Annotated in this window: 18 protein-coding genes; 11 read left to right on the forward strand and 7 right to left on the reverse strand. The window is 62.3% G+C overall.

Features of this window, described 5'->3' with window-relative positions:
• The first annotated feature begins 104 nt into the window (after positions 1–104).
• From iolD to ACZYTC_RS12265, 6 genes are all read left to right on the forward strand, one after another.
• On the forward strand, positions 105–1931 hold the full coding sequence (gene iolD / locus ACZYTC_RS12240) for a 3D-(3,5/4)-trihydroxycyclohexane-1,2-dione acylhydrolase (decyclizing) (protein WP_434959617.1): 1827 nt from the start codon (positions 105–107) through the stop codon (positions 1929–1931).
• A 303-nt stretch (positions 1932–2234) separates the two neighbouring features.
• On the forward strand, positions 2235–3125 hold the full coding sequence (gene iolE, locus ACZYTC_RS12245; protein WP_488989691.1) for a myo-inosose-2 dehydratase: 891 nt from the start codon (positions 2235–2237) through the stop codon (positions 3123–3125).
• Positions 3126–3270: 145 nt separating this feature from the next.
• Positions 3271–4065, forward strand: a complete 795-nt coding sequence (gene iolB / locus ACZYTC_RS12250) for a 5-deoxy-glucuronate isomerase (protein ID WP_481274204.1) — start codon at positions 3271–3273, stop codon at positions 4063–4065.
• Positions 4066–4499: 434 nt separating this feature from the next.
• Complete coding sequence (locus ACZYTC_RS12255) at positions 4500–5243, forward strand: outer membrane protein (protein WP_434955810.1); 744 nt, start codon at positions 4500–4502, stop codon at positions 5241–5243.
• Between the two features lie 320 nt (positions 5244–5563).
• Positions 5564–6400, forward strand: a complete 837-nt coding sequence (locus ACZYTC_RS12260; protein ID WP_488989692.1) for a methyltransferase, TIGR04325 family — start codon at positions 5564–5566, stop codon at positions 6398–6400.
• Between the two features lie 433 nt (positions 6401–6833).
• Positions 6834–7730 carry a hypothetical protein gene (locus ACZYTC_RS12265; protein WP_434955808.1) on the forward strand — a complete coding sequence of 299 codons (897 nt, stop codon included), beginning with the start codon at positions 6834–6836 and terminating at the stop codon, positions 7728–7730.
• A gap of 30 nt (positions 7731–7760) precedes the next feature.
• Here the strand turns inward: ACZYTC_RS12265 and ACZYTC_RS12270 are convergent, their stop codons facing one another.
• Positions 7761–8771 (reverse strand): S1C family serine protease, encoded by a 1011-nt coding sequence (locus ACZYTC_RS12270; protein ID WP_488990002.1) that lies wholly within the window; start codon positions 8769–8771, stop codon positions 7761–7763.
• Between the two features lie 245 nt (positions 8772–9016).
• Here ACZYTC_RS12270 and pdxY point away from each other — a divergent pair, with 245 nt between their 5' ends.
• From pdxY to ACZYTC_RS12285, 3 genes are all read left to right on the forward strand, one after another.
• Entirely contained in the window at positions 9017–9865 is an 849-nt protein-coding gene (gene pdxY, locus ACZYTC_RS12275) for a pyridoxal kinase PdxY (RefSeq protein WP_488989693.1), read from the forward strand.
• Positions 9866–10009: 144 nt separating this feature from the next.
• Positions 10010–10912, forward strand: a complete 903-nt coding sequence (locus ACZYTC_RS12280) for a PhzF family phenazine biosynthesis protein (protein WP_441773821.1) — start codon at positions 10010–10012, stop codon at positions 10910–10912.
• Positions 10905–11609 carry an NUDIX hydrolase gene (locus ACZYTC_RS12285; RefSeq protein WP_488989694.1) on the forward strand — a complete coding sequence of 235 codons (705 nt, stop codon included), beginning with the start codon at positions 10905–10907 and terminating at the stop codon, positions 11607–11609. The genes ACZYTC_RS12280 and ACZYTC_RS12285 overlap by 8 nt, the downstream gene beginning before the upstream one ends.
• 15 nt (positions 11610–11624) lie before the next feature.
• Here ACZYTC_RS12285 and ACZYTC_RS12290 read toward each other — a convergent pair whose 3' ends face one another.
• Positions 11625–11897, reverse strand: a complete 273-nt coding sequence (locus ACZYTC_RS12290; RefSeq protein WP_434955804.1) for a hypothetical protein — start codon at positions 11895–11897, stop codon at positions 11625–11627.
• Between the two features lie 400 nt (positions 11898–12297).
• Between ACZYTC_RS12290 and leuA the strand changes: the two genes are divergently transcribed.
• A complete protein-coding gene (gene leuA, locus ACZYTC_RS12295) occupies positions 12298–14004 on the forward strand; it encodes a 2-isopropylmalate synthase (RefSeq protein WP_434955803.1) in 1707 nt (568 codons plus the stop codon).
• A gap of 96 nt (positions 14005–14100) precedes the next feature.
• On the opposite strand, the gene ACZYTC_RS12300 is transcribed toward leuA, so the two are convergent.
• From ACZYTC_RS12300 to ACZYTC_RS12315, 4 genes are all read right to left on the reverse strand, one after another.
• Positions 14101–14349 (reverse strand): putative hemolysin, encoded by a 249-nt coding sequence (locus tag ACZYTC_RS12300; RefSeq protein WP_488989695.1) that lies wholly within the window; start codon positions 14347–14349, stop codon positions 14101–14103.
• Between the two features lie 49 nt (positions 14350–14398).
• Complete coding sequence (locus ACZYTC_RS12305) at positions 14399–15442, reverse strand: ABC transporter permease (protein ID WP_434955801.1); 1044 nt, start codon at positions 15440–15442, stop codon at positions 14399–14401.
• Between the two features lie 41 nt (positions 15443–15483).
• Positions 15484–17010, reverse strand: a complete 1527-nt coding sequence (locus ACZYTC_RS12310) for a sugar ABC transporter ATP-binding protein (protein WP_434955800.1) — start codon at positions 17008–17010, stop codon at positions 15484–15486.
• A gap of 224 nt (positions 17011–17234) precedes the next feature.
• Positions 17235–18272 (reverse strand): sugar ABC transporter substrate-binding protein, encoded by a 1038-nt coding sequence (locus ACZYTC_RS12315; protein ID WP_434955799.1) that lies wholly within the window; start codon positions 18270–18272, stop codon positions 17235–17237.
• A gap of 319 nt (positions 18273–18591) precedes the next feature.
• On the opposite strand from ACZYTC_RS12315, the gene ACZYTC_RS12320 reads away from it, so the two are divergent.
• Positions 18592–19851, forward strand: a complete 1260-nt coding sequence (locus ACZYTC_RS12320) for an FAD-dependent oxidoreductase (protein WP_488989696.1) — start codon at positions 18592–18594, stop codon at positions 19849–19851.
• Between the two features lie 22 nt (positions 19852–19873).
• Here ACZYTC_RS12320 and ACZYTC_RS12325 read toward each other — a convergent pair whose 3' ends face one another.
• Positions 19874–21181 carry a class I SAM-dependent methyltransferase gene (locus tag ACZYTC_RS12325; RefSeq protein ID WP_488989697.1) on the reverse strand — a complete coding sequence of 436 codons (1308 nt, stop codon included), beginning with the start codon at positions 21179–21181 and terminating at the stop codon, positions 19874–19876.
• Between the last annotated feature and the right edge of the window lie 55 nt (positions 21182–21236).

Genomic DNA, 21236 nt, shown 5'->3' on the forward strand with positions numbered 1-21236 from the left:
CTCCACTTTTCGATAAATGGCATTCGGAGCAGGCCACTCAACCATTTTGATAGTTGAGTCCAATACGCTCAGGGAGAGATTTCGTGGCTACCATCCGTCTTACAATGGCCCAGGCCCTGGTCCGCTTTCTCACCGCCCAAAAGACGGTCGTCGATGGCGAGACGGTGCCGATTTTCGCCGGCGTCTTCGCTATTTTCGGGCATGGCAACGTCGCCGGAATCGGCGAGGCTCTCTATCAGGCCCGCGAGACCCTGCCGACCTATCGTGCCCATAACGAACAATCGATGGCACATGCCGCCACCGCCTATGCCAAGGCGATGCGCCGCCGCCGCATGATGGCCTGCACCACATCCATTGGACCGGGCGCGACCAATCTGGTCACGGCCGCGGCCGTCGCCCATGTCAACCGCTTGCCGCTCCTGCTGCTGCCCGGGGACGTCTTCGCCAATCGCCGGCCCGATCCGGTGCTGCAGCAACTCGAGGATTTCGGCGACGGCACCCTGACCCCGAACGACGCCTTCCGACCCGTCTCGCGCTATTTCGACCGCATCACCCGGCCCGAACAGATCATCCCGGCCCTGGCTCGAGCCATGACCGTGCTGACCGATCCGGCCGATTGCGGTCCGGTCACTCTGGCACTGTGCCAGGACGTGCAGGCCGAGGCCTATGACTACCCCGCCTCCTTCTTCGAGGAGCGCATCTGGACCAGTCGGCGTACACGTCCCGACGAGGACGAATTGGCGGCTGCCGTTGCGGCCCTGAAGGCTGCCCGCAAGCCCGTGATCGTCACCGGCGGCGGCACGCTCTATTCGCAGGCCGAAGCCACCCTCGCCGCCTTTGCCGAAAAGCACGGCATTCCGGTCGGCGAAACCCAGGCCGGCAAGAGCGCCATCGCGCAGGACAATCCTCTCGGCATGGGAGCCATCGGCGTGACCGGCACCGGCGCTGCTAATACGGTGGCCGAGGAAGCCGATCTGGTTCTGGCCGTGGGAACCCGCCTGCAGGACTTCACCACCGGCTCCTGGTCTCTGTTCAAGGCCGACACGCATCGCATCGTTGGCCTCAACACCCAGCCTTTCGATGCCGCCAAGCACCGGGCTTTGCCGCTGGTCTGCGATGCCAGGGTGGGTCTCGAATTGCTGTCGAGCGCGCTCGGCAACTGGAAGGCGCCGGAGGACTGGACAGGCAAGGCGGTGTCCGGCCGCGAAGAATGGCTGAAGACATCAGCCCGCTACACCGACGCCAGCAACGCCGAACTGCCGTCCGACGCCCAGGTGATCGGCGCCGTGCAACGGGTCGGCAAGCCCAGCGACGTCGTGGTCTGCGCCGCTGGTGGCCTGCCGGGCGAACTCCACAAGCTCTGGCAGGCCGGTGCTCCCGGTGGCTATCACATGGAATATGGCTATTCCTGCATGGGCTACGAGATCGCCGGCGGGCTGGGCGTGAAGATGGCCGAGCCCGACCGCGAGGTCATCGTCATGGTCGGTGACGGCTCCTATCTGATGGCCAATTCGGAGATCGCCACCTCGATCATGGCCGGTGCCAAGCTGACCATCGTCGTGCTCGACAACAGGGGCTATGGCTGCATCAACCGCCTGCAGCGGGCGACGGGCGGCGAAAGCTTCAACAACCTCCTGCGCGACACCCGCCACGACGTGCTGCCGGACATCGATTTTGCCGCGCATGCCGCCAGCCTTGGTGCCCATGCCATCAAGGTCAAGAGCCTGGCCGAATTGGAGGCCGCCGTCACCGCCGCGCGCGGCCATGTCAGAACCTCCGTCGTAGTAATCGATACCGATCCTCTCGAATCGACCGATGCGGGCGGAACCTGGTGGGATGTCGCGGTGCCCGAGGTTTCCCAGCGTCGTGAGGTCGAGGCCGCCCATGCCGCCTATGTGACCCAAAAGGCGCTGCAGCGCGTGGGCGACTGAGCCTGAGTTGGGGGCGGGTCTTCAGGCCCGCCTTCGTCAAATCATACCAAGTCGCAGAAAGATCGACCCATGGTCTGCGATGACGGTAATTGGTGTGCCGGTCTTCAGACCGGCATTCTTGGCGCGGAAATGCCGGTCCCGCTCCATCTCTCGATGGAGCTGAGAAGCCCGGCACACCAATCCCGCCAGATGCGTCAAGAGTCAGCATTAATGCGACTTGGTATCACTTCACCTACTCTTGCAGATAAACAACGGGTCTGAAGAAGACCCGCCCCCCGAAACAGCACATACCGGAGCCTATCCATGCCTATCCGTATTGGCGCCAACCCCATCGGCTGGTCGAATGACGACATGCCTGAGATCGGTGGCGACACACCGCTGGAAACCTGCCTGGCCGAGGCCAGGGAGGTCGGCTTCGAGGGCATGGAACTCGGCAACAAGTTCCCGCGCGAGGCGAATGCGCTCAAGGCCGCACTCGCGCCCTTCGGCCTCGCCTGCGTCGGTGGCTGGCACTCGATCGAATTGCTGACCCGGGACGAGCACGCCGAGTTCGCGGCGGCGCGGGCCCACATCGACCTGCTCAAGGCTGCGGGTACCAGCGTCTTCATCGTTGCCGAAACTTCCAACGCCATCCATGGCGACAAGGCCAGGCCGCTGTCGCAGCGTCCGGTGATGGCGTCCGCCGATTGGGCCGAATATGGCCGTCGCATCACCGCCTATGCCGAGATGCTCAAGGCCGAGGGGCTGCAGCTCGACTATCACCATCACATGGGCACCATCGTGCAGTCGCAGGCCGACATCGATGCCTTCATGGCAGCGACCGGCCCGGCCGTGCACCTCCTGCTCGATACCGGCCACGCCACCTGGGGCGGCTCCGATCCGGCGGATCTCGCCCGCCGCTATCGCAACCGCATCAGCCATGTCCACACCAAGGATGTGCGCGCCGAGGTCAGGGCCCACTCCGATGCCGAGGATTGGAGTTTCCTCGATAGCGTGCTCGCCGGGGTCTATACGGTTCCCGGTGACGGCATGATCGATTTCGCGAGCGTGTTCCGCGAACTCCAGGGCTATTCCGGTTGGATCATCGTCGAGGCCGAGCAGGACCCCAAGAAGGCCAATCCGCTGGCCTACGCCAAGGCCGGCTACGCCCATCTGCGGAAGGTGCTCGGCGAAACGGGATTGAAGGCGGCCTGACGGCCACTTCGATACACCAGCAGCAATGAGCCCTAAGGCATTTTGCGATTTCACTGGGTCACTTCAAATAGCAAAGATGCGTCGAAACAAAGAGTCAGAGCAAAGTGCGGTTCGCAGGAATCGCACTTTGCGCCAGGAGGCCATGATGTCGAAACTTCTCCTCAAGCCCGGCCGGTCCGGCTCCCGTATCCACCGGGTCACGCCGCAATCGGCCGGCTGGACCTATGTCGGCTTCGAAGTCCACGATCTCGCGGCGGGCGAAAGCCTGAGCGCCGAGACCGGCGCCACCGAAATCTGCCTCGTGCTGGTGGCCGGCAAGGCTTCGATCAAGGCCGGCCGCCAGGATTTCGGCGTGCTGGGCGAACGCGCCAATCCCTTCGAGGGCGCGCCCTGGTCGGTCTACGTCCCCGCCGGCTCGTCCTATGAGGTCAAGGCTGAAACGCCGGTCGAACTCGCGATATGTGCGGCACCGGGCACCGGCGCCCTGCCTGCCCGCGTGATCGGCCCGGATCAGGTCGGCCAGGAAACACGCGGCAAGGGCTCGAACACACGCCATGTCCGCAACATCCTACCGGAATGGGAACCGGCCGAGAGCCTGCTGGTGGTGGAGGTGATCACACCGTCCGGCAATTGGTCTAGCTATCCGCCTCACAAGCACGACCAGGACAATTTGCCTGCCGAAAGCCTGTTGGAAGAAACCTATTACCACCGCTTCAACCCTGCCCAGGGCTATGGCGTCCAGCGCGTTTACACGGATGACCGTTCGCTCGACGAGGTGATCGCCTTTTCTGATCGTGATGTCGTACTCGTGCCCAAGGGATATCACCCTGTCGGCGCGGCCCACGGCTACGACCTCTATTATCTCAACGTCATGGCGGGTCCCAAACGCGTGTGGAAGTTCCACAACGATCCTGATCACGCCTGGCTCGTCCAGGCCTGAGGTTCGGTCTACCGATACTTCCCCGTCGACTATTCGTTCTTCTAAGGCCCGCAAGCGCCCGGCTTGCGGGCCTTTCGTCATTTCACGATGACGATACGTTCAAGCGCCCACCGACAAAAGATACTGACATAATACCTTGGAGGTAGCGTCCCTGTCCGCTTGGTCTCAAAACCCATCCCCCATCGATAGCAAGACCTACGTCTCCGTAGGTCGTTTGGAACCGATTGAAGGTTAATATTTCTAAATAATGAGCTTTATTTAACCTAAAGCTAGGAGATACTCCCCGAATTTTTAATTGCAACCACCGTTGAATGGCAATTATATACCGCCATCTCCACGGTATCTATAAAAATCAACCGGGTGTGTCTTTCTTGTTACAGACTCAACGTCCGAGAAACGTCACTATTCGGAAAATGTTGTTAGGACATGTAGCCATGAAAATTTCTGCCGCAGCTCTGGCAATCCTGCTTTCCTCAACGGCCGTCTACGCCGCTGATCTCGCTCCGCAGCCTGTCGAACCGATCGCTCCGGTCGCAGCCCCCTATTCCTGGACCGGCTTCTACGGCGGTGTTCAGGCAGGCTATACCTGGGGCAAGTCCGACTATTCGGACTATTGGATCGCCAGCGGCGAGTGGGACTACAAGGGCAAGTTGACTGCCAACGGTTTCACGGCCGGCGTCTATACTGGTTACAATTACCAGTTCCAGAACAATCTGGTGGTCGGTGTCGAAGGCGACATCAATTATGACTCCCTGAAGGGAAGCGCGAGGGCTCGAGGCAACCTCAACTTCTCGCATGGAGCCCCAGATCCGATCACGACCTATAAGCAGCGAGCAGAGCTGAAATGGGATGGTTCGGTTCGTCTGCGGGTCGGCTATGCCATCGATCGCTTCCTGCCCTACATCACTGGCGGCGTCGCATTCGGGAAATATGACTTCGCGCCCATCTGGAATGTTGACGGCCCGCTGCGTTATTCCAGCACCCGCGTGGGCTGGACCGTGGGTGCTGGCCTGGAATATGCCGTCACCGATAATCTGATCGCTCGCGTCGAGTATCGTTATGCCGATTACGGCAAAAAGGATTATTTCAACTACTCAACAACGGCAGCCGGAAATTACAATGATCGGATCAATCTGAAAACCCATACGATCCGCGCGGGTATTTCCTACAAGTTCTGATCGACCTCTACCCCACTCGCTATCTAGCGATAGCGAGGACCAGGAAGAATTGATACGCGCCGGCCACGCCGGCGCGTTTCTCTTTGCGCTCTGACGGTCTGTTTATGCCGCCTGTCCCTCGTCTCGATCGGCCTTCGCATTATTCAGCGCAGGCATGCTGATCGACCGCAATCCACTTTCATTGCACGCAATTAATCTTCATATCCCAATCGGAATGAAGCAAATCGGGCGCGACCACAGTATGAAGGCACGTTCGGGGTGCCGTCGGAACTCGACACCCAGCTTCGCCAGCATGCCGCCCCCTCACCGCCGGGACTTCCATGAAACAGCTCTTCAAAGCCCTCATGATGCACAGCGCCATTGGCGCCTGGCTGGGGAAACTTCCCTTCGTGAAAGGACTTTACATCAGGCATGTCTGGGCGGGACGGATGGATCTGTTCTACGGCGTCTTCGGCAGCTACGCCGAAGCCGAGCGATTTTCCGCAAATATCGGCAAGGTCGGCTGGCATGACGACGCTCTCGCCGAATTGCTGGTTCGCGACGCCGAGGTCGAAGCACCCACCGTGTTCCAGACCTCGCAATTTGCCGTCATGCTGTGGCTGTCGAAACTGCTCCAGCCGGGCAGCAACGTGCTCGATTTCGGTGGCGCGGGCGGCATCTTCTATGAACTGTGCGAGCGCTACGGCCTTCTGAAGCCGCCTCTGAACTGGCATGTCGTCGACATGCCCGACATGGTCGAGCGTGGGCGGCAGCGGCATGCAAGGCTGGAGTCCACCATGATCAGCTTCGGCTCGGAGCTGGCAGAGGCACCAGCCCCTGACATCATGCTCATGCTGGGCGTGATCCAATATCTGCCGGACCCCTTCGGCGAACATGGCCCCGGCATTCTCGACACGGTCCCGGCCTTGCCCGAGCATATTCTGATCAACAAGATTCCGATCTCAGATGCGCCCGACGCATGGACGGCTCAGAACCACGTATCCTCCGTCATCCCGTGCCGGTTGTTCAATCGCGCCAAGTTCCTGGCCTATTTCGAGGCACGCGGCTATCGCCTGCAGGATCGCTGGCTGGTACCCGAGCTCCAGGCCGAAATCCCGTTCCATCCCGAACGCACACTGACCTATTTCGAAGGCTTTTATTTGCGGCGGCAGGGCTGAGCTTCTCGCAATGGCCCAAGAACGGGCATCGTCGAGACATCCAGCAAATGTCTGAGGCTCTGTAGATTCCTCGTGGTCGTGTCCATGGCTCGATCGGGAGGAATCTGCCTGGGCCGAACTGCGATTCAACAAGATCCCTCACTGGGGCACTGCTGGCGGCAAGCCTCAACCTTTATGAGGCCATTCCCGCGTCCAGTCGCCAAAAGTAGTAGACAGCACTCCGTCAAGTGGGCGCACGCAACCGACCAAATAAGGGCTATCTTACGTTCGGATATGGCATACCATGCAATTCGGAGTAGCCTCAGTATATCTGTACCTATCCACTAAGCCTGCTGCTTATTCACATTTTTCCCAGCTTGTAACCATCTGTCGTAACGAGCAGGATACTTTCAAAATTAGTGCATATCTTCTCTCTTCACGAACGGTCCTGGCCATGAGCTTTTCCGCCGACGAACTCATTACCATCGATGCAGACGGCTATCGCGACGCCTATGATCGCGTGCCCATGGCTTTCGAGCACAGTCTTCATCGCTTGCCGATGTTCCAGCCCGATGCGCTGGCGACCCTGGCCGAGCGCTACGCCGACAGTCCTCAGGATTATTTCATCGCGGGGTCAGCGCCGACGCCGGGCACGAAGTTCTACGATGTCGAGCAGAACAGGGCCAGGCCGCACGAGGTCCTGGCTCAGTTGAGCGATGCGCCCGCCCGCGTCCTGCTGAAACGCCTTGAGAACCATGATTCCGGCTTCCGCGACCTCCTGGACACACTCTTCCGCAAGATCACCGCACTGCGTGGCGGCCTAAGTGACGAGAGAATCGCCCGGCTCGAATCCGCCATCTTCATTTCCTCGGCCGCATCCACCACGCCCTTCCACTTCGATCCGGAAATTACGCACTTCTTCCAGATCGAGGGGCCCAAGCATTATCACGTCTTTCCGCCGAACGTGGTGGATGAGAGTGATCTCGAACGCTTCTATGTCAGGGGCACGGTGAACATCGGCCAGCTCGATCTCGAAGGCTGCGATCCCCAGCAGGAGCATGTCTTCGACCTGGAGCCGGGCCGCGGTTTCCATCAACCGCAGGATGCTCCCCATTGGGTGCGGACCGGCGGCGTTCGCAGCATCTCCTACGCCTTCTCCTTCGAGACTGATGCCAGCCGCGGGCGCGGGCACGTCCGCGCAGCCAATCGTTATCTGCGCGCCATCGGCATGCAGCCACAGCGCCCAGGTCCCAACCCGGGCGCCGACCGGGCCAAGGCCGCGGTCATGCAGGTGGTGACGCCGACATTGCGAGGCGTGCGCAAGGTCGTCAGGCAGGTTTCAGGACACTGACGCGGATCGGACGCAACCGACCCGCTGCCCTCACGACCCCTGCCGCTCCCTCGGCGTTACGTCGAGAGAGCGGGGCTTGCCGTTGCGCAGCACGTCGAAACGCGTCGCTTTGCCGATGCGCTCTTCGCCGAGCAGGCGGATGAGATCGTCCACCGCCGCGACGCGACGCCCGTCGAGCGCGACGATGATATCGCCCATCAACAGCCCGGCGCCGTCCGCAGGACCGCCGGCTTCGGCGCTGGCAATCATCACCCCCACGCCCTGCTCGATGCCCGCCGCCATCTGAACACGGCGTGAAATCGACGCCTGCTGGGCGGCGATACCGATGGAAGCCCTGCGCACGCGACCATGCCTGATGAGTTGCCCCATCACGAAGCTCGCGGTGTTGGACGCGACGGCAAAGCAGATCCCCTGCGCTCCCATGATCACCGCGGTGTTGATGCCGATGACCTCGCCGAGAGTGGACACCAGCGGCCCGCCGGAATTGCCCGGATTGAGGGCAGCATCCGTCTGGATGACGTCATCGATCAACCGCCCGCTCTTGGCGCGCAGCGAGCGCCCGAGCGCCGAGATCACGCCGGTCGTCACCGTGGCCTCGAAGCCGAGCGGATTGCCGATGGCGATCGCCACCTGCCCACGCCGCAGCAGGCTGGAATTGCCGAGCCGCGCCGAGGGCAGGCTGACCGGCTGCTCGATATGAACGAGAGCCAGATCCGTATCGGGATCATCGCCGATCAGTCGCGCGTCGAAATGGCGTCCGTCCTGGGTCTGCACCGAAACCCGGGAGGTGCCCTGCGCAACGTGGCTGTTGGTCAGTACGAGGCCGTCCGGCGAAAGAATGACGCCGGAGCCCGACCCCGCCGGCTTACCGCCCTTGCGGATGTCGAGTTTCACGACGGCGAGCCCGACTTTTTCGGCAACGTCGCTGACGGCGTTCGAATAAGCGTCAAGCAAAAACCCGTCTTCGGGCGTCGAAAGAGATGAAGTCCGTTGAGGATGGGTGTCCTCATCCAGAATGGCGGACGGTGCGATATCGAGCAACATTGTATCGACCCAAGACAAAGAAAATGAATACTGAGCACCGATATGGGAATGCCACCGCCTTCGCGGAAGTCCCCTTCCCCTCGCCGCCGTCATGGCGGCAAAGCGGGTCCCCTCGCCTTTGCATAGCTACGCTTGATCGAAGCGATCAAAAATGATCATGAATGGCGTTCGCGCCAAACCGTTGCGCCCGACCTGAATTTCGTCTGTTGTGTCATGCTCAGTGCTTGTTTGTCCGAGTCATCATGAACATCCTGTCCATCCAGTCCTGGGTCACCTATGGCCATGTCGGCAATGCCTCGGCGGTTTTCCCGATGCAGCGCCTCGGCTGTGAGGTCTGGGCCATCCACACCGTGCAGTTTTCCAACCACACCGGTTATGGCGCCTGGAAAGGCCGGGTCTATGACGGCACCATGGTGGACGAACTGGTCGAGGGCCTGGCCGAGCGTGGAGTCCTGCCTCGCTGCGATGGCGTGATCTCCGGCTATATGGGCTCCTCCGACATCGGCAACGCCATTCTCGCCGCCGTCGGCAAGGTCCGCGCCGCCAACCCGGCCGCGACCTATTGCTGCGATCCGGTGATCGGCGATATCGGCCGCGGCGTTTTCGTGCGCCCAGGGATTCCCGAGTTCATGCGCGACCAGGCGGTCCCGGCCGCCGACGTCATCACTCCCAACCGGTTCGAGCTCGAATATCTCGCCGGGCGGGAAGTCCGCACCCTGGCCGATGCCAAGGCCGCTGTCGCCGCCTTGCAGGCCACCGGTCCCAAGGTGGTGCTGGTGACCTCGCTCGATACCGACGACACCCCGGATGACGCCATCGACCTGCTGGCATCGGATGGCAGCGGCTTCTACCGGGTCCGCACACCCCGCCTCGGCCTCGATATCAACGGGGCGGGCGATGCGATCGCCGCACTGTTCAATCTGCACTGGAAGCGCTCGGGCTCGGCGGCACAGGCCCTGGACCTGGCCAGCGCCTCGATCTACGGCCTGCTCAAGCGCACTGCCGAGGCGGGTTCGCGAGAGATCCTCACCGTGGCGGCACAGGACGAATTCGTGACGCCAAGCCACCGCTTCGAGGTGGTCGCGGTATAGAGCAAAGGGCGTTTTCCCGCACTTTGCTCTAACTCATTGTTTTAAGGTGCTTTCTTAATCGAAAAGTCTATCGACTTTTCTGAAAAACGCTTTCGTTTCTACCGGAACGGTCCTTTTGTCCCTTTGCCTTGCGAGGAGCCCACCATGCCCCGTCGTTTCTACACGCTCGACGTCTTCACCGATCGCGCCCTTGCGGGCAATCCTCTTGCGGTGGTGCTCGATTGCGAAGGGTTGGATGCTGCGGCCATGCAGCAGATCGCCCGCGAATTCAACCTGTCGGAAACCGTCTTCGTCCTGCCACCGGATGATGGCCGCCACCGGGCTCGTATCCGCATCTTCACGCCGGGCCTCGAAATGCCCTTTGCCGGCCATCCCACCGTGGGCACGGCAGTGCTCTTGGCGCTGCTCGACCATGACCGCCGGCCGGGCGACTACCTCTTCGGCCTGGAAGAACAGATCGGTATCGTGCCCTGTGCGGTCTCCCTCAAGGACGGCAGCGCCTATGCCCGCTTCGACATACCGGCCCTGCCGACCGAGCGCGGGGCGCCGACCGCCACGAGCTTGATCGCCGAAGCGCTGGGCCTGAGCGAACAGCAGATCGGCTTCGAAAACCACCATCCCACCGTGTTCGGCACCGGCTTTCCCTACACCTTCGTTCCCGTGCGTTCGCTGGAAGCGATCGGGCGTATCCGGATTAATACGAGCCTGTGGACGGAGGCTTTTGGCCAGGAAGGCCTCGGCGCCGCCTATGCCTATACCCGCCAAACCGTTGAGGCCGGCTCCAGCTTTCATGCCCGCATGTTCTCGCCCGGCGACGGCATCCCCGAGGATCCGGCGACTGGTTCCGCGGTGGCCGGCCTTACCGGCGTGATTGCCCGCTTCGACGACCTCGCCGACGGCACCCGCCATTTCCGCATCGAGCAGGGCTTCGAAATGGGCCGCCCTTCCCTGATTGACCTGTCCATGATCATCAAGGGCACGCGTCTGGCCGGCGCCTCGATCGGCGGCTCCGCCGTGATCGTCAGCGAGGGAAACCTGCATGTCTGAGCCGGAGATCGTCGCGCTCGACGCCATCGATTGCCGCTTGGAACAACAGCCCTGGCAGTTCGCCGAGGAGAATGCCGAAGCGATAGAAGCGCATTGGCAAAAGGTGATCGAAGCGAAGCCGGCGAGCTTCAACGGCAAGATCCTGCTGCTGCACCGCTGGCAGATCGTGGAACGCCGGTTTCGCGGCGCCTATCTGATGACGGACTATGCCAGCTTCCTGGCCTGGCGGGATTTCGGCACGCCGGGCGAGGCCCGATGGAACTGTTTCGCCATGGCCGCACTCGAGGCCGCCGATGGCGCCTTCCTGCTCGGCGAAATGGCCGAGCACACCTCCAACGCCGGTGCGATCTATTTCGCCGCCGGAACGCCCGATCCCTCCGACCTCAATGGAACTATCGTCAATCTCGCCGGCAGCGTGACCCGGGAACTGGAGGAGGAGACCGGCGTTTCGCCGGCTGGCGTCGATATCGCTTCCGGATGGACCGCGGTTTTTCACGGCCAGCGCATCGCCCTGATGAAATCGGTGCGATCGCCCCTGCAATCAGGGGAACTGAAGAACAGGATCGAGCACTTCCTCGCCCGGGAGGAGCGCCCGGAACTCTCCCGCATGCATGTTGTCGCCACGCGAGCGGACATTCGGGCCGACCGTATGCCTGCTTTTCAATGCGCCTATCTGGCGCATCGGCTCCAAGTGTGATGCACGGTCCCGCCGTCAGCGGACGGGATAGCCGTGACGGCGCTGTGTCGAGGAGATCAGCGACTGGGCCTTGGCGTCGTCGCCCGCCTTGCAGGCCTGTCCCGCTTCAGCCAGGTCCCGGCTCATGACATCATGCACCTTCTTGTCGACGAAGCCGGTCTTCGCGTCTCCGTCGATGACGCGCTGAACGAAGGTGATCCGTTCGAAGCAGGAAGCGGCCAAGGCCGCCGAAGGCAGGATCGAGGAAGTCAGGGCCGAGAACACAGCGGCGCAGATCAACAGACGCATCGGGGTCTTCCAATGATTGACGCCTTGTGATCGCAGGCAAGGGCGTCACTCTCAAGCCCTTCGGCCTTCCTCTCCACTGCAAACGCGCCATGATGCCCGCCCCTTCCCGGCATTTCCCCTTGCCGGCTCCGTCACGGCACTGTACAAGCCCTTGCACCTGATGGCCGTGGGCCGTCTCAGGAAAGGGAATGAACCGTGGCGATATCGCCCGCCAAATTTGAAACGCTCGCGCATCCGGCGCCGGCGCTGGCGTTCGCCCTCCTTTCCAGCCTCCTCCTTAGCCGCCCCTGAGGGCCGGCCGGGCTTCAGCCTGGGCGCTCAGGGGACATGAATGCGGTCGACTGGGCCTGTTGTCAGGCCCTACTTCGCCACCCCTTCCTTTGGCTAAAGAGTTTTTATCATGACATATGCAGGCAAGGTCTCTCAGTTCTCCGCTCCCAAGGTCGATATATCAGCCAAATACAAGCCTTGGCCGCCGATCGACCTGCCGGATCGCCAATGGCCGTCCCGCACCATCAGCCAGGCGCCGACCTGGTGCGCCGTCGATTTGCGCGACGGCAACCAGGCCCTGATCGAACCGATGGGCCACGAGCGCAAATTGCGCATGTGGGACACGCTCGTCGGCATGGGATTCAAGGAGATCGAGGTCGGCTTCCCCTCCGCTTCGCAGACTGATTTCGATTTCGTCCGCTTCCTGATCGAGACGGGACGTATTCCCGATGGCGTCGCCATCCAGGTGCTGACGCAGGCGCGCGAGGAGCTGATCCGCCGCACCTTCGAGAGCCTGAAGGGCGTCAAAAGCGCCATCGTGCATCTCTACAACTCGACCTCCGAGCTGCAGCGCCGCGTCGTCTTCCGCCAGGACCGCGCCGGCATCCGGGACATCGCCGTCAACGGCGCCAAGCTGATCATGCAGCTCACCAAGGAGCTGGGCATGGAGGCAAATATCCGCCACCAGTATTCGCCCGAGAGCTTCATGGGCACCGAACTCGATTTCTCCAAGGAGATCTGCGAGGCGGTGATGGACGTCTATCAGCCCACCCCCGACAACAAGCTGATCCTGAACCTGCCGCTCACCGTCGAGATGTCGACACCCAACATCTATGCCGACCAGATCGAATGGATGTCGCGCAACATCAAGAACCGCGACAGCGTCATCATTTCCCTGCATCCGCACAATGATCGCGGCACCGGTGTCGCGGCGGCCGAGCTCGGCCTGATGGCCGGCGCCGACCGTGTCGAGGGCACGCTGTTCGGCAATGGCGAACGCACCGGAAATGTCGATCTCGTCATCATGGCCGGCAACCTGATCATGTCGGGCGTCGACCCCCAGATCGATCTCTCCGATGTCAACGGCCTGGTGCGCGTGGCCGAGCACTGCAACCAGCTGCCGATCCACCCGCGCCATCCCTATGCCGGCGAACTGGTGTTCACCGCCTTCTCGGGCTCGCATCAGGACGCCATCAACAAGGGCTTCAAGGCGCTGGAAACGGCGACCTCCCCCGTCTGGGAAGTGCCTTATCTGCCGATCGACCCCAAGGATCTCGGGCGTTCCTATGAAGCGGTAATCCGCATCAACTCCCAGTCCGGCAAGGGCGGCATCGCCTATATTCTGGAAAAGGAACACGGCATCGAACTGCCGCGCCTTCTGCAGGTCGAATTCTCCAAGGCGGTGCAGGGCATCGCCGATGGCGAAGGCGTTGAACTCGGCGCCGACAGGCTGTGGGATGCCTTCACCCGCGAATATCTCGACAATGGCCGCTACACCTTCATCTCCCATCAGATCGTCAGCGATGGCGAGGGAGAAGAGCGGACCATCACCGCGCGCATTCGCGACGAGGGGGTGGACAAGACCATAACCGGCATCGGCAACGGCCCCATCGATGCCTTCGTGACCGCCATGCGCGCTGAGAGCGGTCTCGACTTCGACGTCGCCAATTATCGCGAGCATGCCATGGGATCGGGCGCCAATGCGGCGGCGGTATCCTATGTCGAACTGCGCATCGCCGACGGTTCTACCCTGTTCGGTGTCGGCATCGACAAGGACACCACCAAGTCGGCCCTCAAGGCCGTAATCTCCGGCGTGAACCGTATCCTCAAGCGCTGATCGGAACGCTTTGCTTCAGCGACCGGAACCGGCCCCTCAGGGCCGGTTTCTGTTTGGAAATGCGGCAAGGGCCAAACCAAGCTCCCGGTAGCGCCTTCACCTGTGGCTGCTGCGATAGAGCTTCCATTCGTCCACCCGCCTGCCGTCCGGCAGCTGGCAATCGGCGCTCTCCCCCGCGTCGGTCCGCACGGGAATGGACTTCCCGCCCTGCTGCGCACAGTACACCGATGCGGGATTTGCCATACCGACGGCGTGCGGTGACAAAATTGGATCCGGCCCTCGCCGCGCTATGCAGACGGTCAGAGTCAGGCAAATGAAGACCACCCGATAGATCTTCTTATGCATCTCGCCTCCGGCGCTTCTGGGTGGATTGATAAGACCTTATCTGGCACCTTTATCCCGCCGCTGCACTTTCGTCGCGCAGACGCTGGGCATAGACGTTGATGATCAGGGCGATCAACAGAATGACGCCACGGATCAGGATCTTGAGAAAGCTGTCGATCTCGACATGATCGAGGCCATTGTTGAGCACGCCGAGCACGCACAGCCCGACAATGGTGTTGCCGATGCCGCCGCGCCCGCCGAAGAGGCTGGTGCCACCGACCACCACGGCCGCGATGGCGTCGAGCAGATAACCGGTGAATTCGTTCTGCTGCGCGCTGCCGAAATGCGCGACGCCGACCATGCCCGCCACGCCCGAGCATACCGCCGAGATCACCATCACGGCGGCCAGGATCGTCCTGACATTGATGCCGGAGAACTCCGCCGCCTCGCGGTTGCCGCCCACCATGTAGATGTAGCGCCCGAAGCGCGTATAGGTCAGCACGATGTGGCCGACACCGAGGAAGATCCCCAGCACGATCACGATCCACGGCAGCCCGCCGATATTGCCCGAGCCCAGCGTCGAGACCAGATCCGGCACGGCATAGGCGATCTGGCCGCGCAGCAGCAAGGCACAGATGCCGTCGGCGATCTGCATCATCGCCAGCGTCATGATGAAGGAGGGAATGCCGATCCGCGTCAGGCCGAAGGCATTGACCAGTCCCAATGCCGCGCATGCGATAAGAGCGAAGACGATGGCCACGCCGCCGGGCATGATGAAATTGGCATTGGCGATGTTCACATAGGATTCTTGCGCCGTGAAGAACGCCACCGCCACACCGGTGACATTGGCGATCGAGGCCACCGACAGATCGATCTCACCGCACAGGATCACGAAGGTCAGCCCGACGGCGATGATGCCGGTCACCGAGATCTGCACCAGGATATTGGCTAGATTGTCCAGCGTCACAAAGGACGGACTCGCCACCGCAAAGAAGATCACCAGCGCCAGCAAGGTGGCGAAGGGCGCGATGTTGCGCATCTGGTTGCGCAAGATCGCCCCCAAGCCCTGGCGGCCGAACGTCGCCTGGCTGCCATCCTGAACCGGTGTGCTCATTCCTCAAAACTCCCAAGCTGAAGACAGGCGGGTTTGCCGCCTCAGGCCGCTTCCAGCAATTTGTCCTTCGAGATCGTCTCGGCGGCAAACTCGCGGACGATCCGCCCCTTTTTCATCACCACGACCCGATCGGCCAGCGACAACACCGTCTCGGGCTCGGCCGAGACCACGATCACCGCCAGTCCCTTGTCGCGCAGGTCGCGCACGATCTTGACCACATCGTCCTTGGCGCCGACATCCATGCCGCGCGTCGGCTCCGAGAGGATCAGCACCTTGGGCATGTGGGTCAGCCATTTGGCCAACGCGACCTTTTGCTGGTTGCCGCCCGACAGCGAGCCGAGCAAGGCATTCACTCGTGGTGGGCGGATATGGAGGGCCTCGATATGTCCCTGCGCGGTCTTGCGCTCCACGCCAGGCTTCAGCCACAGGCGCGAGATCCTCTCGAGAATGCTGATCGAGATGTTGCGATAGAGCGGTTGATGATGGAACAGCATCGAGCGCCGGCTCTCCGGCACGAAGGCAATGCCCGCCGCGCGCGCCTGCGCCGTGTTGCGCAGGGTCCGCGTCTTGCCTTCCAATTCGATATGCCCATGCGCCGGCTTGAGCTTGCCGAACAAGGTGCGGGCGAATTCGAGCTGGCCGCAGCCCATGAAGCCGTAGACGCCGAGCACCTCGCCGGCGCGCACGTCCAGCGACACATCGGCAAAGGCGCGACCATAGGAGAGGCCCTGCGTCGCCAGAACCGGGGAGCCTTCGGGCCTGGCCGGCAGCGAGATCAGACCCGAATAACTCTCTTCCAGCCCTTCATGGCCGCGGCCGATCATGTGTTCGATCACCCAGTTCTTGTCGATGCCTTGCGTCGAATGGGAGATCACATGACGGCCGTTGCGGAAGATCGTCACCGCATCGGAAATGCTGAGAATGTCATCGAGAAAATGCGAAATGAAGACGATGCTGCGACCATCGGCCCGCACCTTGCGCAACACCTCGAACAGGCGCTGCACCTCCGGCGGCGATAGCGCCGATGTCGGCTCGTCGAGGATGATGATGCGAGCGCCTGAAAACAGCACGCGCGCCAGCTCGATCAATTGCTGCAGGCCGATCGGCAAGGCGCCGATACGCATGCGCGGATCGACCTCGATGCCGAGATTGCGCAACTGCTCACGCGCCCCCTTCACCATGGCGGGCCAATCGACCAGGCCGAAGGCGTTGAGCGGCTGCTTGCCGAGATAGACGTTCTCGGCGACGGTGAGATCGGAAACGATGCTGAGTTCCTGATGCACCATGCTGATGCCGGCAGCGAGAGAGTCATGCGCCGAGCGGAAATGCACTTGCTTGCCGTCGATCTCCAGGCTGCCCTGATATTCGGTATGCACTCCGGCGATGATCTTCATCATCGTCGACTTCCCGGCGCCGTTCTCGCCGACCAGCCCGTGGATCTCGCCGGCCTGCAGCGTGAAATCCACGCCCTTGAGAGCAGCCACGCCGCCGAACGACTTGGAAATATCCGTCATCTTCAGGCGCGGGGGAGCGCCGGTCGCCGCTTGCTTCTCGTCTAGCGCCATCATGCCTCTCGGAACGCGGTGGTGTGCCTGGTTTCGGAATGGAATCGAAAGGTCGCGGCCAATTGGGAGAAACGCCACTTTTGTCATGCCCAGGCTCGTCCCGGGCATCCAGATACCGCAACCCGATGGGTCCGTGGCCCTGAATCACCGGGACGAGCCCGGTGATGACAAAAAGTGGAGGTTCCCACCATTCTTCCGGCTTGGTCGTTCAAACCGGCACGCCGATCTCAGATCAGATAGTGCTTTTCCATCCAGAGCATGCCGGCCGCGTTGTCCTTGGTCACCACGGGGCCGTCGGTGACGACCTGCTTGGGGATGCCGCCTTCGCCGGACTTCTCGCCGCCGACCACAGCGGCAACACCAGCCACGATCGCCCCGCCATGAATGCGGCAGGACGGGTTGCGCACGGTGGCGAACATGCGCCCTTCCGCCACCGCCGAGATGGCCGGCGGCATGGCGTCGACGCCGCCGATCTTGATGTCGGTGCGGTTGCGTGCCTTCATGATGTTGTAGGCGGCCAGCGCCATGTCGTCATTGTGAAAGAAGGCCGCATCGATCTGCGGATATTTGGTCAGGTAGGTCTCCCAGAGGCGGGCCGCCTTGGTGACGTCCCAATCGGCGGGCTGCGTATCCAGCACCTCGATATTGGGGAACTGCTTCACCACGCTCTCGAAGCCCTTGGCCCGTCCCTGCGCCCCGGTATGGCCGAGGGCGCCCTGGGTCATGATGATCTTGCCCTTGCCGCCAATGGCAGTGCACAAAGCCTGCGTGACCGAAGCACCCATGAACTCGTTGTTCGGGGCCAGGAAACTATGCACGTTGATCTTGTCGAGCGGGGCGATCAGCGTGTCCATGTCGATGACGGGAATGCCGGCATCGATCATTTTCTGCACCGGCTGCGTCAGCGTGCCGATGCCGAAGGCCTGGATCGCGACGAAGTCCCATTTCTGCGAAGCCATGTTGTCGATGGCGGCGCGCTGCTTGACCGCGTCAAGCTGGCCGTCGAACCAGGTCACCTCAACATTGAAGAGCTTGCCCCAATATTCGGCCGCTTCCTTGCCCTGCGCGCACCAGGTCGCCTGCAGGCCGGCATTGGAGAAGGCAGCCTTGAGCGGCTTTTCGGAGCGGCCGGCCACCTTCGCAGCCTCGGCGGCGAAAGCTGGGTCAAGGCCGAATCCCCCGAACAAGGCCGCGGCAGCGCCAGCGGAGAACGAGGCAGAACGAATAAAATCGCGCCGCGTATGCGGCGTCCTATCCTTGGGCATTCATTTCCTCCCTGGAGCAAACGCGTTTGGAACGCTTGTTTGCTCTCACCCTTTGTTTCCACGCGTCTTTGCGTTTGCGGGCAACGCCGTCAAACCGCAAAAGCTCTGGCATTTTGCTTTCGGTGCGCGACACCGACGCGGCTCTTTGCGAGCCTGGCGCAGGCGGTTGAATCCGCTGCGCTGACACCATCTTATGTTTGTTCCGACAATTGACAACCGCTATTCTTTTGAGCGGATAGTTTCTTCATGCAGACATGCGCTGTGGACCAGTACGGCACCCCGGTGGCGAGGCCTGCCTCGTCACGGTAGGGTCGCGGGCATGGTCAGTCTTTCCATAGCCATCGTCGGGGCGGGCGTTGCCGGTCTGGCAGCAGCCTCCTGCCTCGCCGATGCGGGCCACCGCGTGGTGGTGTTCGAGCGCTTCGACCAGGCCAAGCCGGTTGGCGCAGGGCTTTTGCTGCAACCGACAGGCCTGGCGGTGCTGGAACGCCTCGGTCTGCGCGAGGGAGCCGCCATTCTGGGCAGCCGGATCGAACGCCTTTACGGGCGCTGCGGCCCGACAGGCCCGTTGATCTTCGACCGGCGCTATGACGAGCTCCTGCCCGGGCTGCATGGCATCGGCATTCATAGGGCGAGCTTGTTCCATCTGCTGATGAGCGCGGCTGAAGCGCGGGGCATAGCACTGGAGCAGGCGGCAGATATCACCGAGATCAGCGATATCGACAACCGTCCCATGATCGAGGACGGGGCCGGGCGGCGCCACGGCCCATTCGATCTGGTGGTGGATGCCAGCGGCGCGCGCTCACGGCTCAGGGACAAGCTCGGACTGTCGCAACGCCGGCCCTACCGGCATGGCGCGGTCTGGGGCGTGGCTGAGGATACCGGCTTTGCCCGCGATGCGCTGCAGCAGCGCTACAGAACGGCGCGCTTCATGATCGGCGTGCTGCCGGTCGGACGGTTACCCCACGACCCGACGCCGCTGAGTGCCTTCTTCTGGAGCATGCCGGTCGAGGAGCTGGATCGCTGGCCCCAGGCCGATCTCGCCACCTGGCGGGCCGAGGTCGCGGCAATCTGGCGGGATACGGAGCCGCTAACGCAGCAGTTCACCCGACATGAGCAGCTGACACCGGCTCGCTATGCCCAATTGACCGTCGCCAACCCGATAAACGGGCGCCTCGTGATGATCGGCGATGCCTGGCATCAGACCAGCCCGCAGCTCGGCCAGGGCGCCAATATGGCGCTGCTGGACGCGGCTGCCCTCGCCGATGCGCTCACCCTCCATGCCGACATCGACAAGGCCCTGCCTGCCTTCGTCCGCATGCGTCGCGACCATATCCGCTTCTATCAGATGGCGAGCACCGTGTTGACGCAGTTCTTCCAGTCGCATTCGCGCCTGACCGGACCGATACGGAACCTGGCCTTCGGCCCCATGAGTCGATTGCCCTGGCTGCGCACCGAAATGGTCAAGACCCTCGCCGGCCTCAAGACAGGGCCTTTCTCCTGGAGCCGCCCCGAAGACCTCGCTGGCCAAGCGGCCACCGGACAGCCACCCATCGCCTTCCAGCGGCAAGAAGCCTGATCGCGGCGACCTTCCAGACCATTTAGCGGTACAGATCCTCACGCGTCGGCGGCAGGCCCGAGGGGCCCTTGGCCTTGCGCGAGGCGAGCGTCTGGAAGATGCCGACGGCGGAGCGCTCGAAAGCCAGTGAGCAGCCAGCGAGATAAAGCAGCCAGATCCTGGTCTTGGCCTCGCCCACCTCGGCGGCGGCCTGGTCGCGCCTGGCATAGAGATTTTCGGCCCAGGCCTTGGTGGTGCGCGCATAATGCTCACGCCAAGCCTCGACGTCATGCACCTCGAAGCCGTTGCCTTCCAGGCCGTTGGCCGACATGCCGACGGTATCGAGTTCGCCGCCAGGGAAGATGTAGCGCGTCAGCGCCGCGAATTCGGGCCGCTTCTTGCGGAACTTCTTCATGTCGCGCTTAGCCGGGCGCGCGATGGCGTGATGCAGATAAAGCCCGCGCGGCCGTAGCAGGCTGTGGATCTTCTTGAAATAAGCCTCGTGATTGTCGAGGCCGACATGTTCGAACATGCCGATGGAGGCAACCTTGTCAAAAGTACCCGTCAGGTCGCGATAGTCCTTGAGTTCGACGGTGACCCGGTCCTGGAGGCCGAGCCGGGCAATACGTTCCTGCGCGAAATCGAACTGCTCTTGCGCCAGCGTGACGCCATGGGCAGTGACGCCGTAATGCTGGGCGGCGTGGCAGATCAGCCCCGCCCAGCCCGAACCGATGTCGAGGAAGCGTTCGCCAGGCTGCAGGCGCAGCTTGCGGCAGATCATGTCGAACTTGGCCGTCTGCGCTTCGTCGAGCGTGGTTTCCGGCTTCGGCCAATAGGCGCAGGTATAGGCCATGGTCGGACCCAGGAAGAGGCCGTAGAAATCGTTCGACAGGTCGTAATGAAACTGCACGAGCGGCTTGTCGTCCCTGCCCTTCTCGACCTTGCCCTCGATCTTGCCCTCGAAATCGTGCTTCTCCGCGGTGCCCTGCTTGGGCAGCGAACGTGTCACGAAGGGCCACAAGCCGCGGACGAGTTGCAGCTTGCTCAGGCGCTTGAACAGGCCCTTGGTATTCATGCTCCCGCGCCGCTCGGCCACGTCAAGGAGCGTGCCGCCTTCGATTCGCAGGCTGCCATCTGCCAGAAGCTGGATGAGCTGGTCGAAAAGGGCATGAGGCCGACGCACCAGACGCGTGATCGCATCGGCGTCCGAGATCTTCAGGCGCAGATCCGTGCGGGCGCTAGGCCCGAGTGGAATGACCTCGCCATTCCACAACTCAACGGCGAGATCAGCCTGCAACTGGTCGGCCAGATGCGAAATCAGCCGCCTGGCGGCATTGATATATTTGTCCACGGAGCCTCCGCACGCTTGCGGGGCGTTATACCGCGATCCGTGGACGATGCCAGAG

It is taken from the genome of Labrys sp. F242 (assembly GCF_057813875.1).

What these genes read in the sequence shown, in the direction of transcription:
- ACZYTC_RS12285 (WP_488989694.1), top strand. Translation starts at nt 10,905, where the DNA reads ATGTCTGAGCCGGAGATCGTCGCGCTCGACGCCATCGATTGCCGCTTG.
- leuA (WP_434955803.1), top strand. Translation starts at nt 12,298, where the DNA reads ATGACATATGCAGGCAAGGTCTCTCAGTTCTCCGCTCCCAAGGTCGAT.
- ACZYTC_RS12305 (WP_434955801.1), bottom strand. Translation starts at nt 15,442, where the DNA reads ATGAGCACACCGGTTCAGGATGGCAGCCAGGCGACGTTCGGCCGCCAG.
- ACZYTC_RS12320 (WP_488989696.1), top strand. Translation starts at nt 18,592, where the DNA reads ATGGTCAGTCTTTCCATAGCCATCGTCGGGGCGGGCGTTGCCGGTCTG.
- ACZYTC_RS12310 (WP_434955800.1), bottom strand. Translation starts at nt 17,010, where the DNA reads ATGATGGCGCTAGACGAGAAGCAAGCGGCGACCGGCGCTCCCCCGCGC.
- ACZYTC_RS12265 (WP_434955808.1), top strand. Translation starts at nt 6,834, where the DNA reads ATGAGCTTTTCCGCCGACGAACTCATTACCATCGATGCAGACGGCTAT.
- iolD (WP_434959617.1), top strand. Translation starts at nt 105, where the DNA reads ATGGCCCAGGCCCTGGTCCGCTTTCTCACCGCCCAAAAGACGGTCGTC.
- ACZYTC_RS12260 (WP_488989692.1), top strand. Translation starts at nt 5,564, where the DNA reads ATGAAACAGCTCTTCAAAGCCCTCATGATGCACAGCGCCATTGGCGCC.
- ACZYTC_RS12280 (WP_441773821.1), top strand. Translation starts at nt 10,010, where the DNA reads ATGCCCCGTCGTTTCTACACGCTCGACGTCTTCACCGATCGCGCCCTT.
- pdxY (WP_488989693.1), top strand. Translation starts at nt 9,017, where the DNA reads ATGAACATCCTGTCCATCCAGTCCTGGGTCACCTATGGCCATGTCGGC.
- ACZYTC_RS12300 (WP_488989695.1), bottom strand. Translation starts at nt 14,349, where the DNA reads ATGCATAAGAAGATCTATCGGGTGGTCTTCATTTGCCTGACTCTGACC.
- ACZYTC_RS12255 (WP_434955810.1), top strand. Translation starts at nt 4,500, where the DNA reads ATGAAAATTTCTGCCGCAGCTCTGGCAATCCTGCTTTCCTCAACGGCC.
- ACZYTC_RS12290 (WP_434955804.1), bottom strand. Translation starts at nt 11,897, where the DNA reads ATGCGTCTGTTGATCTGCGCCGCTGTGTTCTCGGCCCTGACTTCCTCG.
- ACZYTC_RS12315 (WP_434955799.1), bottom strand. Translation starts at nt 18,272, where the DNA reads ATGCCCAAGGATAGGACGCCGCATACGCGGCGCGATTTTATTCGTTCT.
- iolE (WP_488989691.1), top strand. Translation starts at nt 2,235, where the DNA reads ATGCCTATCCGTATTGGCGCCAACCCCATCGGCTGGTCGAATGACGAC.
- iolB (WP_481274204.1), top strand. Translation starts at nt 3,271, where the DNA reads ATGTCGAAACTTCTCCTCAAGCCCGGCCGGTCCGGCTCCCGTATCCAC.